Here is a 14,898-nt window from a genome sequence, read left to right as displayed (position 1 = left end):
GGTAAAACAACATTGATCAACCTTTTGACAGGTAAGTTACGCCCAGATTCTGGATCGATAATATTTAAAGGTGAGGATATTACCAAGCTACCAGCTCATAAAAGGGTTTGGAAAGGGATTAACAGATCTTTTCAAATAATTAACTTCTTTCCAGCACTCTCCGTCTTTGAAAATATTGCTATACCTACTCTATCTCTTATGCACAAAAGCTTAGATATTCGTTCAAATTTTAAGGAGTTATCTGATGTGAAAGAGAAAGTAGAGAAGATTTTGAGTGATATTAACTTATTGGATAAAAAGGATTTGCCAGCCAAAGCCCTTTCTCACGGAGATCAAAGGCTTTTGGAGTTAGGTATGGCTATGGCGACCGATCCTCAACTCTTATTTTTAGACGAACCTACAGCTGGTTTGAGTCCTGTGGAGAAGCCTTACGTATTGGAACCTATCAAGCGACTATCATCTGAGAAACGTGCAACCTTTGTGGTAGTTGAACATGATATGGATGTGGTATTTTCGATCTCTGATCGAATCGTCGTGATGCATAGAGGTAAGATAATATCTGATGGTAAGCCTGAAGAGATTAGGAGAGATAGGGTTGTGAGAGAAGTTTATTTAGGTGAGGAATTTTGATCCTTCAGGTTGAAGATATTCACGTATACTATGGTGACTCTCATATACTCCATGGGATCTCATTAGTAGTAAATGAAGGTGAAATCGTCGGCCTTTTAGGGAGGAATGGTGCTGGTAAAACAACTACTTTAAGGACTATCGCTGGGTTAAACTATCCACGTAAAGGGAGTATAAAGTTTAAGGGAGAAGATATAACGAGGATGGATCCTTATAAAAGAGCTAGATTAGGGATTGGTTTTGTACCAGATGATAGAAGAATCTTCCCAGATTTAACTGTACGTGAGAATTTAGAGATAAGTAGATACGCTGATTCACGCCGCAGATGGAATATCGACAAAATCTTCAATCTTTTCCCTAGACTCAAAGAGCTATCTTCTCATAGAGGAATTCACCTAAGTGGTGGAGAGCAAAAGATGTTATCTATAGGGAGAGCTTTAATGTTGAGTCCAGATTTACTCTTATTGGATGAACCATCTGAAGGGTTAAGCCCGATAGTCGTGCGTAACCTCATTGAGATCATTAAAGAGATTCGTAGTCAAGGAGTTACGATACTTCTTGCAGATCAAAATGTAAAGTTCGCTAAAAAGATCGTTGACCGAGCTTACATTATAGATAAAGGAGCTATAGTGTATCAAGGGGAAATGAAGACATTATGGGAGAATGAAGAGATAGTTAAAAGGTATTTAGCAGTTTAAGTATTTTGAAAAAATTTAGTCTCAAAACTTACTCATTTAAGGTAGGATCGTCAAAATAGATATAAAAGATATTGTCATCAATGATTTGATAACAAGGATTACAAAGGTGTTCATAGCGATATATATGCTTATCAATAGTTTAACGATACGTTGTTATAATGTTTCTGAAGCTGAAGTTTCTTCTCTTATTGAGGGTTAAGTTAGAAGATGACGATCCAATAGAGCTCATGTTGAGTGTAGCGGAGAGGACAGGATCGAATAAATCATCGATGCTTCAAGATATTGAGAGAGGTTCTAGGACAGAGATCGATTCGCTCAATGGAGCTATTGTAAAGTTGGGGCAAATCTATGGTATACCTACTCCAATTAACGATGCTTTAACCGATATGGTGAAGAGGTTGGAAAAGGGTGAGAAAGTCGATATACAAGAGTTATTTAGAAGGTTTCATAATTCGTAAATCGATAATGTTCAAACGATCTATCACACTATAACAAGCTATCTAGCTATCTAGGCGAGATTCATCTTTTCATAATGATGATTTAATGAGTTGGGGGTGGCTTCTTCTGAACGTACCGATAGTTTCTCATAGTCCCCAACCTAGTCAAAATATTCTCTCTAACAAGATCGGTTAAAGAATGTGAGACCGCAGTCTTATCATAGTGGTATCCACGCCTTGCCAACTCTTCATAAACTTCACTTAAACTCCTCTCTACACTAAACCACCCTTCACTCCACAATGATTCGATTAGGCCACGACATGTTAACGAACTTCTCTTAACTTCTTCACGCAGAGTGGGAGAGGCTTCGACTACGGAGCTCATACCGGCCAATACACTCTCTACAGCCTGCTTTATCTTATCCTCAGAGCATGTAATTTCAACCTCCCATGCACCCTTCTTGAGCCGAATCTTAACTTCATTACGTTCACCACTCATAATTCATCACTTTTTTGTTGTTTTTTGTTGAACAAGTTGCACAACATTTATATCTAACCCTTCACCTATTGTTGATCAAGATGAACCAACAATTAAGCCTTCCTATTTCAGGCGAAGAGTTCGATACCAATGCACTTCTTACATCGCTCAATAATCATATCAGCGATCGTATAATGCAAAATTTTAAACTCTATCAGAGTGAAGCGAATTATAATACGAATAACTTTAACCTTAATTCTTTAAATGCATCGGTTCGTAAAATTCCGAAAGAAGGTGAACCGATACTCATCGCTTCGATAGATTCATCTTCTATACCTATAGCGAACTCCGACAGAGGGATGGCGATCGCTGCCCGTGCTACCGTCGTCTTCTTTAAGAGTAAGAAGATTCATGGGTATCTAAAGATCGGCCCCATAATACTCTACATCAATGAATCGAATATACACGATCTATTGAATGTGAATGAAATCAGGTTATACTCGACCGTTCTGAACGATGTAGAGTTCATTCAACGTTTGATCAGAATCAGACTTGAACGCTCTATTCAACTTGAGTTGGCAAAGCATCTATCAAAAGCTTTGATTCTGATAGATGGCTCCCTCAAACCATCCATCTTCGAATGTGATGAAATAAGTCTAAATAAGATCCTCGAGACATCTCTGAATAATAAAAATATCTGTGTAGGTATCTGTAAATCATCGAGGATAACCATCCTCAATAGGTTTGCAGATCTACTTGCCCTTTCACAAGGGGCTCCATTGTATCTTGATGTGAGTGAATTGACAAGTGGTCTTATCAGAGGATTGGCTGGAAAGGTCCTTTTAACGAAGTTCATGGAAGGTAGCTATCCCCTTCGGGTAGATGTCGCTAACTCTGAATTGCACATCTGTGAAGAGATCTTATCTAAAGTATACTCGAATGATCTGTTCTGTAGAGGGTATCCAGAATCTCTACGTCTGGCCCACCACTTCTCGGTCTTCAGCGAGACCGAGTATGTTGGTATGTGTAGTTATGTAATGAAAAATTCGAAGCTCAATACCTGTGATGACCATCGCCAGACCCTCTTGGGCCATATCAGTTTTACGAGGCATATGGCTAGGTGATGTGATGAGGATTTTAGGAAAGCATAATGATGAAATAACACTCCTTGCCTTACCGAATGAAGATATCGCTAAAGGAGATTATATTATGATTGAAGATGCAACTCGTGATAAAAAGTTGGTCGTTCAGGTCTACGATGAAACTTACTTGGATGTGAGGGGCATTTTAGAAGAGATCGTAAGAGATGAGGTTGCGAGTGCTTCGGGTGATGGGATCGAGCATGACCCTTTGCAGATGAAGAGCATCTCTTATGCTATCAGAGATATGAGGGTGCTCAAATGTAAAATTAGAGGGAGTATAGAGGGAGGGTATTTTACTACGTCCGTCTCTTGGCTCCCTTCACGCACCTCTTCTAAGATCAAGAAAGTATCGATCTCTGAACTGATTTCGATCAATGGAAAGTTAGGTGAGCGGGCCATTTATGTAGGTAGGGCAAGGGATGGTGAGGCTATCAACCTGTACGCAGAGAGTTTCGATGGCCAACTCAATATCGTGACCGGTAGAAAGGGATCGGGTAAATCTTACTTTGCAAAATTACTGGCAAGTAAACTTGTAGAGTATGGTGCATATGTAATAGTCTTCGATCTGAATGATGAATATGCTGGATTGGCATGGAAGAGAAATGGTGAACCGAGTGAAATCGCGAATAAGGTAATTCGTTTAATACCGGGCTTTACACTTAAGTTTAACTTAAAGTATCTGGGTTTAGGGACGTTCATCAACATCCTCCATCATATACTCGATCTCCCCGGTGCATCACTCCGTGAATTTATTCGAATATGGGAGTTTCTTCATTCTCAAAACTCTCTCACACTTCAATCTTTATATGAAGTGATACAGAATGTAAAGTGTAATGAGTTGGTTCGTGATGCGCTTATCTCAAGGTACTACACATTGGCAGACTCGAAACTCTTTACAGATAGTGAGGAGGAGGGTCTGAGGATCGAAGATCTCATAGCGAAGATGGTGAATGGTGGTCTGATCATCATATCACTCAATAAAGTCTATCCTTTGACTCGAAGGATGGCCGTGGAGATCATCTTGAGTAAGATTACACAGTTGTTGGAGAAGAATCTAATCCCTCCATTATTTTTATTCGCCGAAGAAGCCCATCTATACTTAAGGGAGACCTATTGGGATGATTTAATAACGAGGATGAGGCATTACGGTGTATTTACTACATTAATTACCAATCAACCCGATGCGATAAAGGATAGCATATATCGGCAGGCGGATAATATATTCCTCTTTAACTTTACCAACGATAACGATCTAGAAATGGTTTCGCGCACTTCATCGACCGATTCAGAGACGATCAAATCGATCGTTAGAACTCTACCACCAAAGAGCCTATTGGCTTTGGGCAGAGCGGTCAATAACCTTCCAATCGTGATACAGGTAGCACCGATCGACCTTATAACATTGGGGGAGACGAAGCTATTCTTTTCTCAATTGCAAAAGACCATTTCTTTAAAAGTAGATCGCGAAAATCCTCGATACAAGTAGCATCATTTACCAAATTTACTAAATTTACTAAATCAAGATCTTTAGGGGTTAAAATCTCACCCTTTATCTGAATCCATCTCCATTGACCATTAACCTTTAAAAACTTACATATTTTCTATATAGTGAGAGCTATCTTGCAGAAGGTCATCATTAAAAGGATAGGGGAGTACGTGATAAGGCGTTGTGTAAAGGATGATTTAGAGCAAGTTATATCGATCAATCTCACCACCCTCCCCGAACATTATTCAACATACTTTTATGAAGAGCTTTTAGAAGATGCACCAGAAGCATTTATCGTTGCTGAAATCGATAACCAGATAGTCGGTTACGTAATGGGTAGGATCGAATTTGGCTTTTCTAACATCAAGTTCGGTTTCGCTAAAAAGGGGCATATAGTCTCTATCGCCGTTCTGGAGGGCCATCGAAGGAAGGGTCTGGGTTCAGCGTTGATGGAAGAGGCGATCAAAGGTTTCGCCCAACGAGGTTGTAAAGAGGTCTTCCTTGAAGTGAGAGTCTCGAATATACCTGCGATACGCCTCTACGAAAAATTGGGTTTTGTCATTACGGCAAGGCATGAAGGATACTATAATGATGGTGAAGCTGCCTACCAGATGAGTTTACCCATCCCAAACGGTTAGCAGGGTATGTCTGACTTTAGATCCTTTTGTGAAACCTGTGAAGCGATAAGGTCTACCAGAAGTAAGTTACACAAGGTCAAGATCTTAGCAGATTATCTGAAGGCCCTCGATCCACAGAATCTACCATTCGTCTGCAGAGTATTATCAGGCTACATATTCGCTCCGTGGAGTGGTAAAGAGGTCAATATCGGTTATTCGAGCTTGGTAGAGTTGATCGTAGATATATGTGGCGCGACCGATGAAGAGTTCAGATCCTCATACGTTAAGTATGGCGATCTTGGAATGGTGGCAGAGGCGCTCTTCAATAAAAGGAGGCTGATCCCTCTAATTAGAGAAGAACTCACTCTCAACTCGATCCAGAGTACACTCGATAGAATGAGTCTGATGAAGGGTGATGGATCGTTTTTAGAAAGGAAGAATCTACTCAAAGGTCTATTCTTAAATTGTACACCATTAGAAGCGAAGTATCTTGTTAAAATTTTAACGAATGAGTTACGTATAGGATTGGTAAGTGGACTCGTCGAAGAGGGTATAGCAAAAGCTTTCAATTATGAACTTCAAGATATCAGAGATGCAGTATTGGCATTCAGTGATGTAGGTGAGGTTGCATTAAAAGCCTACCATGGTAAACTTCATGAATTGCAGATCACACTATTCCATCCTATAGGCTTCATGCTCGCAGATACGATGCAGTCTGCCGAGGAGATCGTCAAATATTACAATAAGGAATTGTATGCAGAGTTTAAGTATGATGGTATAAGGGCTCAGGCCCATTGTGGAAAGGATTGTGTGAAGATATTTTCGCGAAGGCTCGAAGATGTATCGAAGAGCTTTCCAGAAGTCGTCGATGCATTAAGTAAGATGAATTGTGAATGTATCCTCGATGGGGAGATAGTACCATTCAAAGATGATAGGCCATTACCCTTTCAGAGGTTGCAACATAGATTGAGGCGTAAAGATATCGGGCCCCAATTAATCCATGAAATCCCTTTAATCTACTTTGTGTACGATGTAATCTACCTTAATGGGAAGGCTTTGATCGATGAACCTCTCGATCTGAGAAGAAGGTTGTTAGAATCTTTGAAGTTCTACGATCCTGTCAAACCTTCACAGATATTTCGAGTGAAAACGGTTCAAGAAATTCAAGAGTTATTTAACGAGAGTAAGAAGTTGGGTTACGAAGGTCTGGTCTTAAAAGACCCTTCTTCACTTTATAGTTTAGGTAAGCGAGGTAAACTATGGACGAAGTTGAAGAGAGAGTTGGACACGTTGGATGTGGTGGTCGTGATGGCTGAATATGGCCATGGTAAGAGGGCGGGCCTCCTATCAGATTATACATTCGCTGTAAGAGATGGTGAAGGCCGATTGAGGATCATAGGTAAGGCGTATTCGGGATTGACCGATGAAGAGATACAGGAGATGACGGAGAGATTGAAGAGGATTACGGTGAAAGATTATGGATTTAGAGTATCGGTCCTGCCCGAAATTGTCTTAGAAGTGGCATTTGATAGTATTCAAAAGAGTGATAGGTACGATAGCGGTTACGCGTTACGCTTTCCTCGAATCAAAAGGATAAGGTATGATAAGGGTGTGGAGGAGATCGATACGCTCGATAAAGTAAAGGAAATATATGAAAAACAACATCTCTAATCTTCACTTTTCTGATTTTACCCATTACTTCCAAACTTCTACATCTAAAACGATCTGGCTCCATCTCGGCCCAACCTCCCTCACTACCCTGCTGAATCTGATGCGATGGGGTACGGTTAAGGATTTATGAAGCTGTGATTCAGCTTCTTGAATTACATCCGTAACTCTTGAACCATGAACCTCTGTGTAATAGTGAATTATACCACCTTGAGGTTTGAGCGCTTCGATCGCAACATCAAGGTATTCACATGCCTTTTCTGGTAGAGGCATCAACACCCTGTCCGCTATACCAACGAGCATCTCATGAATTACTTTACGTGAATCTCCCAATATGCATATAACTCTATCCGAGACTTTATTGATGATCGCATTTTCTACTGCCAAGAGGTGGGCATCGGGATTGATATCAATATTGTATACTGTAACACTAGGATGTTTTTTAGCGATGAGTATTGAAAAGGTCCCAACACCTCCAAACATATTCACGACCCTTTCGTTAGGATTCACCTGCTCGGCTACCCTTAACCTCTCATAGGATAATCGAGGCGAGAAGTAGACCTTGGCCAGATCGACCTTGAAGGTACACCCATGCTCTCTGTAGAATGTAAGGGTCTTCTTCTCGCCCATCAAATACTCCAATTCCCTTGTTCGATAAGTTCCTGAGATGGGAGATGCCTGCCTCAAAACGGTCTTAACAGATTTCAGATTATCCAATATGGCCTTCGCTATGATATCCTTCTTATCGATCAATCGATCCGGTATCTTTATAATCGCTACATCGCCAACGATATCAAAACTACTGTAAAGCTGTGAAATTTCATCCGAGTTTAAAATGCCCATCAATGCGCGCTTTAACATTCTCGATATGATTCTCACCCTCCCTCTTTAATTATCTTCATATAGTAGAACTCTTTGAGCTCTTTCTGCTTCTTATCGAGTTTACTTCCCGGTTTATTGACCCGTGGTCTGCCCGTATCTGTATCACGCCTATACGTGATGCCCAGACTCTCCAAGAATACATTCATCCCTTCGCCTTTCGGTAATGGAGGGGTAGCTTCACCATAAACTCCCGATGACCCGGAAAAGATCATCAATGTATCGGAGACTATATCGATGATCTGAATATCGTGATCTACGATCAGGGCCGATTTACCTTGAGATTTAACGAACCTTTGAATGATCTTCGCTAAAGCGATTCGATCCTCTACATCGATGAAGGCCGATGGTTCATCGAGAGCATATATATCTGCTTCTCTCAATAAGCATGTGGCTATCGCCAACTTCTGTAATTCACCACCACTCAAATTCTTTACCTTACGATCCATAAGGCGGTGTAATCCTAGAGGTAGGATGATCTGCTCCTGTACCAAGCTATTATTTAAACGGTCACCAGCCACTTCCTTCAAAATTTCGAAGACGCTCCCTTCGAAATCTCCAGATAGGTATTGTGGTTTATATGAAATCTTAGCCCCTAAACGAACTTCACCTACATCGGCCTTCTCCAAACCCGCTACGATCTTCATAAAGGTCGTCTTTCCTAACGCATTCGCTCCTAATATTCCAACGACTTCGCCCTGCCTTAGCCTACCCGCCTTAACCTTTAACTCAAATCCCGGATAATTCTTTACAATATCGGTATACTCCGCTACGATGGGTGTATCGATCTCCTTAGCGATAGGTGCGTATACATCGAATCTGACCGGTTTATCTCTAAACCTCACATTCTCACCGGGCAAGTAGCCATCGAGGAGTGTATTGATCCCGGTTCTCGATGGTTGAATATTCGATACAATACCGTAGGCTCCAGGCTCACCGTATAAGATATGAATAAAATCACTCAGATAATCGAGGAGGGTGAGATCGTGCTCGACGATCAGAACGTACTTATTCTCTTGGGCCAACTCATGTATGACCCTTGCCACTTCAAGCCTCTGATACACGTCGTTGTAAGATGAAGGCTCATCAAAAAGGTATAGCTCAGCATCTCTCGATACCGCTACCGCTACAGCCAACCTTTGTAATTCACCACCACTCAATTCTGGTACGGGTTTATCGAGAGATTTATCGAGGCCCAGCCTCTTTTCCAACTTGCTACTTATACCCCTCTCATCGTACCTTTCGAGTAGAGAGCGTGCATCGCCATTCCAAACCTTTGGAATATCGTATACGGCTTGAGGTTTGATCGATACCTTTAAATCACCATTGGCGATCCTTTGAAAATGCTCCTTTAACTCAGTCCCTCCAAAGTTATCGATTATCTCATCCCAGTTAGGAGGGTTCTCGAACCTACCTAGATTGGGCTTTAGATTGCCTGAAAGTATATTCAGAGCTGTGGTCTTGCCTATGCCATTCCTACCTACAAGGCCTATCACCGCGCCCTTCTTTAATCGTGGTAATCGATAGAGTCGAAAGGTATTCGCACCGTACTGATGGACTTTATCCTTCTTCAATTCCTCCGGAAGGTTGATTATATTTATCGCTTTGAAAGGGCATTTGTGAATACATACGCCACATCCTGTGCAAAGATTTTCATTGATGAGCGCTTTACCATGCTCACCTAATATGATACACTCGCCACCCATCTTATTGACGGGGCAGAACTTGATACACTCCAATCCACACTTCTTGGGGTTACAATAATCCATATCGACGGTCGCTACTCTATGCACCATATCTACAACCATCTATGATGATGAACGGAAGTTTAATGTATAATGGACAGATTTAAATACGTTCTCTCATTTATTCCTCCTTCTCATCTCATTATTTAAAATTTTTGTGGTTGATGAGGTTTCCACTTCTCTTTGATAGGTTTGGCATCCTCAGGTTTCGGATAGATGAAGATAAACTCGAGTGTGGGGCTCTCTCTATTCTCTAAAGAGTGTTCTTCGCCGGGAGAGAAGATTAGTACAGTACCGGGCGTTGCGACCACTTCTCCTTCTTTACCTCTGAAGATCCCTCTCCCATGAGTCACTACGATGATCTCTTCACCACTGTGTGTATGAGCCGGTGCGAACATACCACGCCCATAAATGGACATACCGACCGTTACACTAGTCCCAGCATCTTCGGGGGTCGCTAACAATCTAACCCTTCTAAAAGGCTGGCCAGGTGGCTCATACTCTAAAACTTCATCCATTTTAACAACCTTCATAAGCTTCACATATTAGTATTGATGATTAAAAGCTAAAAACTTTAGCTTTTCTCAGGAGCGTTCAAAAGATAAGAATACAAACGATCTTTGTTTATATAGATATAAATCCAAAATCGGATTACGAGTTTCTATCAATGATAAAATTTTCTGTATGCTAATACCAATGTAACATATCAGCTATAAATATCAACACCGCTCGTCTGCACCTTATTTCTAAATGCATCTGTGAGCTTTAAGGTGATCGGGCCGGGCTCCCCTGTCCCGATCTTCCTTTTATCGACCTCGATAATCGGTTGAATCTCAGGCCCCGTTCCTGTGAGAAATGCTTCATCAGCGTTGTAAAGCTCATGTAGAGTGATATCCCGTTCGATAACATCGATCTTCAATTCCTTTGCCAACTCTATCACAACTCTACGCGTGATACCGGCGAGTATACTCGCATATAGAGGAGGGGTATTCAACACTCTATCCTTAACTATGAATATGTTGGTGGCGGTCCCCTCGCTTATATAACCTCTCCAATCGAGCATGATGGCTTCATCCACACCTGCATTTATAGCTTCGATCTTCGCAAGGATGTTGTTGAGGTAATTTAAAGACTTGACCATCGGTGGGAGGCAGAAGGGAGGATTCTTCCTAATAGATGATACGATCGCCCTTACCGCTTTACCTTTGGTGAGCATCGGTGGTGCCGATTGTACGATTATTATCACCGTCGGTGCTTTACAATTCCTAGGATCCAACCCTAACCCACCGTAACCTCTAGTTACAATGGGCCGAATGTACGCATCCCTTACACCATTCTTACGTGCCGTTTCGATTATCGCCTTCCTAAACTCTTCCTTCGATAGTGGTATCTGAAGGTTTATCGTCTTCGCAGATTCGTAAAGTCTATCGAGATGCTCATCGAGCATGAAGATGCGACCGTCGTATACCCTTATACCTTCAAATATACCATCGCCGTAGAGCAGGCCATGGTCGAAGACGGAGATCTTCGCTTCATCCTCCTTATAGAATGTACCATTTATATATATGAGGAACTTTTTCTCCTCACTCATCCATGATCTCCTCCAACAGTTATATTGGGAGGGTATAAAAAGTTTGACGTCGAATCGCAAGGATCCTTAAGATGGCAACCTCAGCTAAGCATAATCAACAGATAGGAACCTGTTGCTATGCTATCGATGCTCTAAAAGTAATCGTAAAATCTTTTAATCTTGCCTCCACATCCATAGAGCTAAGATTCCACAAATTCCTCAACGATCTGCTATCGATCTTGCCCATCTTTCATCCAAAAGAGGTTTATCCTTGCAACAGTGAATCAAAAGGACAATTGGCATTTACCTTACGATTATGATCAGACTCTACAAGGGTTAGTGCCGAATTTGGTGTCAAGTGTGCAGAAAAAAATTTTTAATTTTTAAAAAATCTGACACTGAATAGGCAATAAAGCGAGGTATACGTAAATAAAAAGCTTTGAAGTGAATGGCCTTCTTGATTTGAATCTACCTTTTTAACTTTTGTAGTAGAAGGATGATTAGGAATATTCCAATACCGATCATATCGGTCAATGGTTCGGGGTTGATCAACATTACGCCCGCTATCACTAAAGGAATCCTCTCATAGATGTATGTTTTGCGAAGGAAGTATCCCTGTAAACCTCCTGCTAACGCGACGACACCTGTAATCGCTGTCGATGTGACCCATAAGAGATTTTCAGCTGTAGCACCTATGAGGAGTATGGTCGGAGAGTAGACGAACACGTAAGGTACAAGGTATGCTGCGATGCCTAAACGGGTCGCTGTCAACCCAGTCCTTATAGGATCGGCACGGGCGATGCTCGCACCCGCATACGCAGCCAATGCGACGGGTGGTGTTATATCGGCAATTATACCAAAGTAGAATACGAAGAAGTGTGCGACAAGCATTGGGACCCCTATCTTCAGTAAAGCGGGAGCTACCATAGTTGCCGTTATGACATAATTTGCGGTCGTAGGTACACCCATACCCAGGATCAAACATGTGATCATGGAGAGAAGGAGTGCGAAAGGAAGGAAATCGGCCGCGAGTGCTACAACAAGGTATGCAAAGGTAAGCCCAAGGCCAGTCAGGGTTAATGTTCCCACTATTATACCTGCGCAGGCACATGCAACAGCTATCATAACGGCTTTACGTGCTCCATCTTCAAGGACCATCAAGAGGTTAAGGGGGGTTAAACGTGTCTCTTTCTTTACAAATGATACAGCTATCGTTGAAAATATGCCCCCAAGGGCCGCTGTTAAGGGTGTGTAACCCATCACCAAAAGTAGTATGATAACGATAAGAGGTGTAATCAGATAGGACCTCTTCAAGACCTCTCTAAGTTTCGGTAATTCCTCCCTTGGCAACCCTTTGAGCCCGGTCTTTACAGCCTCTATGTGGACCATGATACCTACAGCTAAGAAGTATAGAATTGCGGGAATGGCCGCAGAAGCCGCTATCGAAATGTAAGGCACTCCAATCCACTCACTCATGATGAATGCTGCCGCACCCATGATCGGTGGCATAAGTTGCCCACCGGTGGATGAAGTAGCTTCTACAGCCCCGGCAAAGTGAGGCTTATAACCGAGCCTCTTCATCATCGGTATCGTGAATACCCCCGTACTAAAGACATTTGCAACAGAACTTCCACTGATAGTCCCAAAGAGTGCACTAGAAAATACAGCGATCTTGGCAGGCCCACCCCTTGTATGGCCGAGGAGGGCACGTGCCAAGTCGATGAAGAATGTACCCACTCCAACCTTCTCTAGAAATGATCCAAGTAGTATGAAGAGGAAGACGAAGGTCGATGATACGCCCAAAGGTATTCCGAAGATCCCCTCCATGGTAAGATATAAGTGATCGATAACTCTCATGAGTGAATATCCCCTATATGCGAGGAAGCCGGGCATGTAGGGGCCTAAAAAGGTGTATAAAATAAAAACGGAAGCAATAGTTGCCAATGGCAGTCCCACAGAACGCCTCGTCGCCTCTATAATCATAATGAGGGTTATTGCTCCAAAGATAACATCGAGCTGTGTCGGTGCTCCAACACGATAGACGAGCTCCTCGTAATAGATTAGGATGTAAGCACCACCTAAGGCTCCGAGAATGGCGAGGACTATATCTATTACAGGGATTCTATCGTATGGAGACTTACGGGTTGCAGGATAAAGTAGAAAGCAGAGCCCCAACGCGAACATTAAATGGGTAGCTCTCTGCAAAGATGCCGGAAGTATTCCGAAGATAGCCGTATATAAGTGAAAGAGGGACATCATTATAGCGATAAAACTTACTAAATAGCCTACTCGCCCTGTTACATGCCTTAGTCTTTCGCTCACACCATACTTAGGTAAAGGTATGATTAAAAAAGTTTTAATGGTTACATCATATCATAATTTGTTTTATTTACTTTTGGAGAATACATGTGTGGTTTGAAAGCAATCCTTCTCTTAATGGAAAACTTAATTAATTGGATACAATCTTTATAAGTCTGATAGTAAAATGGCTTCACAAATATCTAAGAAAACATTTTATACGGTTATTGGAGTCCTTGTAGTACTTTTAGTAGTCGTGGCTGGTGTCGCTGCATACTACGCTACTCTACAGCCACCAACTCCCACACCTAAACCTACACCAACCCCTACTCCTACGCCCACTCCTACGCCTACACCCACTCCCACAGTTAAGCGTTTCACAATAGCTTCAGGTTGGGTTGTAGGGGTTTACTATCCGGTAGCGGGAGCGATCTCACGAATAATCTACGATAAGGTACCGGGTATGAGCTTAACTGTGGAGTCTTCTGGTGCATCTGTAGCTAACTGCAAGCATATAAAGACTGGTGCGGCAGACTTTGCAATAGTACAAAACGATATTGCCTACTATGCTTATGAAGGGCTTCATATGTTCAAGGATGATCAAGTTAGAAATATAAGAGGTATTGCAATACTCTATCCGGAGCATGTACAGATCGTTGCTAGGGCAGAGGCGGGTATCAAGTCGGTGAGTGATTTAAAGGGTAAGAAGGTCGCCGTGGGTCCTCTGGGTAGTGGAACTGAAGTCAATGCAAGACAGATACTGGAGGTCTATGGATTAACCTTCGACGACCTAAGGGCTGAAAGGTTAGGTGCAGCTGAAGCGAGTGATCACTTGAAGGATGGTCGTATAGATGCAGCATTCTTCACAACGGGCATAGGTGCAGCTGCCATAGCGGATGTAGCGCTCATCAGACCGATCGTCATCGTTCCGTTGGAAGATGATAAGATAGAGGCCTTGAGGAAGAAGTATCCCTACTACTTTAAGGAAGTCGTGCCTGCAGGCTCGTATAAAGGTATTGATAAAGATGTGACTACGGTGGCTGTATTCGCTACATTGGTATGTAGAAGTGAGTTGAGTACAGATGATGTATATGTATTCACCAAAGCGATATTCGAGAATGTGAAGACACTTCATGATGCCCATGCAAGGGCGAGGTACATCGCTCGAGAGAAAGCGTTGACCGCCATGCCCATCCCGTTACATCCTGGAGCTGAGAAGTACTACAAGGAAGTAGGTCTGATAAAGTAAAATC

At 42.2% G+C, this 14,898-nt stretch carries 14 protein-coding genes; 8 read left to right on the top strand and 6 right to left on the bottom strand.

The genetic code is table 11. From position 1 onward, the window contains the following. The 3 genes from NZ896_01170 to NZ896_01160 form a co-directional block, all read left to right on the top strand. A partial coding sequence (locus NZ896_01170) for an ABC transporter ATP-binding protein (GenBank protein MCS7116066.1) occupies positions 1 to 630 on the top strand: 630 nt, incomplete at its 5' end. Further along, positions 627 to 1,325, top strand: coding sequence for an ABC transporter ATP-binding protein (locus tag NZ896_01165; GenBank protein ID MCS7116065.1), 699 nt, complete (start codon positions 627 to 629; stop codon positions 1,323 to 1,325). The genes NZ896_01170 and NZ896_01165, both read left to right, overlap by 4 nt. 188 nt (positions 1,326 to 1,513) lie before the next feature. Beyond that, positions 1,514 to 1,783 carry a hypothetical protein gene (locus tag NZ896_01160; protein MCS7116064.1) on the top strand — a complete coding sequence of 90 codons (270 nt, stop codon included), beginning with the start codon at positions 1,514 to 1,516 and terminating at the stop codon, positions 1,781 to 1,783. 82 nt (positions 1,784 to 1,865) lie between these two features. Here the strand turns inward: NZ896_01160 and NZ896_01155 are convergent, their stop codons facing one another. After that, the gene (locus NZ896_01155; protein MCS7116063.1) at positions 1,866 to 2,261 is read right to left on the bottom strand and encodes a hypothetical protein; all 396 of its coding nucleotides are present in this window, start codon (positions 2,259 to 2,261) and stop codon (positions 1,866 to 1,868) included. 80 nt (positions 2,262 to 2,341) lie between these two features. Between NZ896_01155 and NZ896_01150 the strand changes: the two genes are divergently transcribed. From NZ896_01150 to NZ896_01135, 4 genes are all read left to right on the top strand, one after another. Beyond that, a complete protein-coding gene (locus NZ896_01150; protein MCS7116062.1) occupies positions 2,342 to 3,364 on the top strand; it encodes a DNA double-strand break repair nuclease NurA in 1,023 nt (340 codons plus the stop codon). A 4-nt stretch (positions 3,365 to 3,368) separates the two neighbouring features. Continuing rightward, positions 3,369 to 4,868, top strand: a complete 1,500-nt coding sequence (locus NZ896_01145) for an ATP-binding protein (protein MCS7116061.1) — start codon at positions 3,369 to 3,371, stop codon at positions 4,866 to 4,868. Between the two features lie 134 nt (positions 4,869 to 5,002). Next, positions 5,003 to 5,506: a ribosomal protein S18-alanine N-acetyltransferase gene (gene rimI / locus NZ896_01140; GenBank protein MCS7116060.1), complete on the top strand. Its 504-nt coding sequence runs from the start codon at positions 5,003 to 5,005 to the stop codon at positions 5,504 to 5,506. 6 nt (positions 5,507 to 5,512) lie between these two features. Continuing rightward, positions 5,513 to 7,156 (top strand): ATP-dependent DNA ligase, encoded by a 1,644-nt coding sequence (locus NZ896_01135; GenBank protein MCS7116059.1) that lies wholly within the window; start codon positions 5,513 to 5,515, stop codon positions 7,154 to 7,156. A gap of 24 nt (positions 7,157 to 7,180) precedes the next feature. Here NZ896_01135 and NZ896_01130 read toward each other — a convergent pair whose 3' ends face one another. The 5 genes from NZ896_01130 to NZ896_01110 form a co-directional block, all read right to left on the bottom strand. Then, positions 7,181 to 8,032, bottom strand: a complete 852-nt coding sequence (locus NZ896_01130; protein MCS7116058.1) for a class I SAM-dependent methyltransferase family protein — start codon at positions 8,030 to 8,032, stop codon at positions 7,181 to 7,183. After that, positions 8,029 to 9,828, bottom strand: coding sequence for a ribosome biogenesis/translation initiation ATPase RLI (locus NZ896_01125; GenBank protein MCS7116057.1), 1,800 nt, complete (start codon positions 9,826 to 9,828; stop codon positions 8,029 to 8,031). Before NZ896_01125 ends, NZ896_01130 begins: the two co-directional genes overlap by 4 nt. Before the next feature lie 95 nt (positions 9,829 to 9,923). Further along, positions 9,924 to 10,310 carry an AraC family ligand binding domain-containing protein gene (locus tag NZ896_01120; protein MCS7116056.1) on the bottom strand — a complete coding sequence of 129 codons (387 nt, stop codon included), beginning with the start codon at positions 10,308 to 10,310 and terminating at the stop codon, positions 9,924 to 9,926. Between the two features lie 173 nt (positions 10,311 to 10,483). Further along, the gene (gene ilvE, locus NZ896_01115) at positions 10,484 to 11,368 is read right to left on the bottom strand and encodes a branched-chain-amino-acid transaminase (GenBank protein MCS7116055.1); all 885 of its coding nucleotides are present in this window, start codon (positions 11,366 to 11,368) and stop codon (positions 10,484 to 10,486) included. Between the two features lie 447 nt (positions 11,369 to 11,815). Further along, positions 11,816 to 13,669, bottom strand: coding sequence for a TRAP transporter permease (locus NZ896_01110; protein ID MCS7116054.1), 1,854 nt, complete (start codon positions 13,667 to 13,669; stop codon positions 11,816 to 11,818). Positions 13,670 to 13,832: 163 nt separating this feature from the next. On the opposite strand from NZ896_01110, the gene NZ896_01105 reads away from it, so the two are divergent. Continuing rightward, the gene (locus tag NZ896_01105) at positions 13,833 to 14,894 is read left to right on the top strand and encodes a TAXI family TRAP transporter solute-binding subunit (GenBank protein ID MCS7116053.1); all 1,062 of its coding nucleotides are present in this window, start codon (positions 13,833 to 13,835) and stop codon (positions 14,892 to 14,894) included. The last annotated feature ends 4 nt before the right edge of the window (positions 14,895 to 14,898 follow it).

Source organism: Nitrososphaerales archaeon (assembly GCA_025058425.1).
GTDB lineage: Archaea > Thermoproteota > Nitrososphaeria > Nitrososphaerales > JANXEG01 > JANXEG01.
Note: the sequence above shows the minus strand (reverse complement) of the source record. Positions and strands in the feature narration are given on the sequence as shown.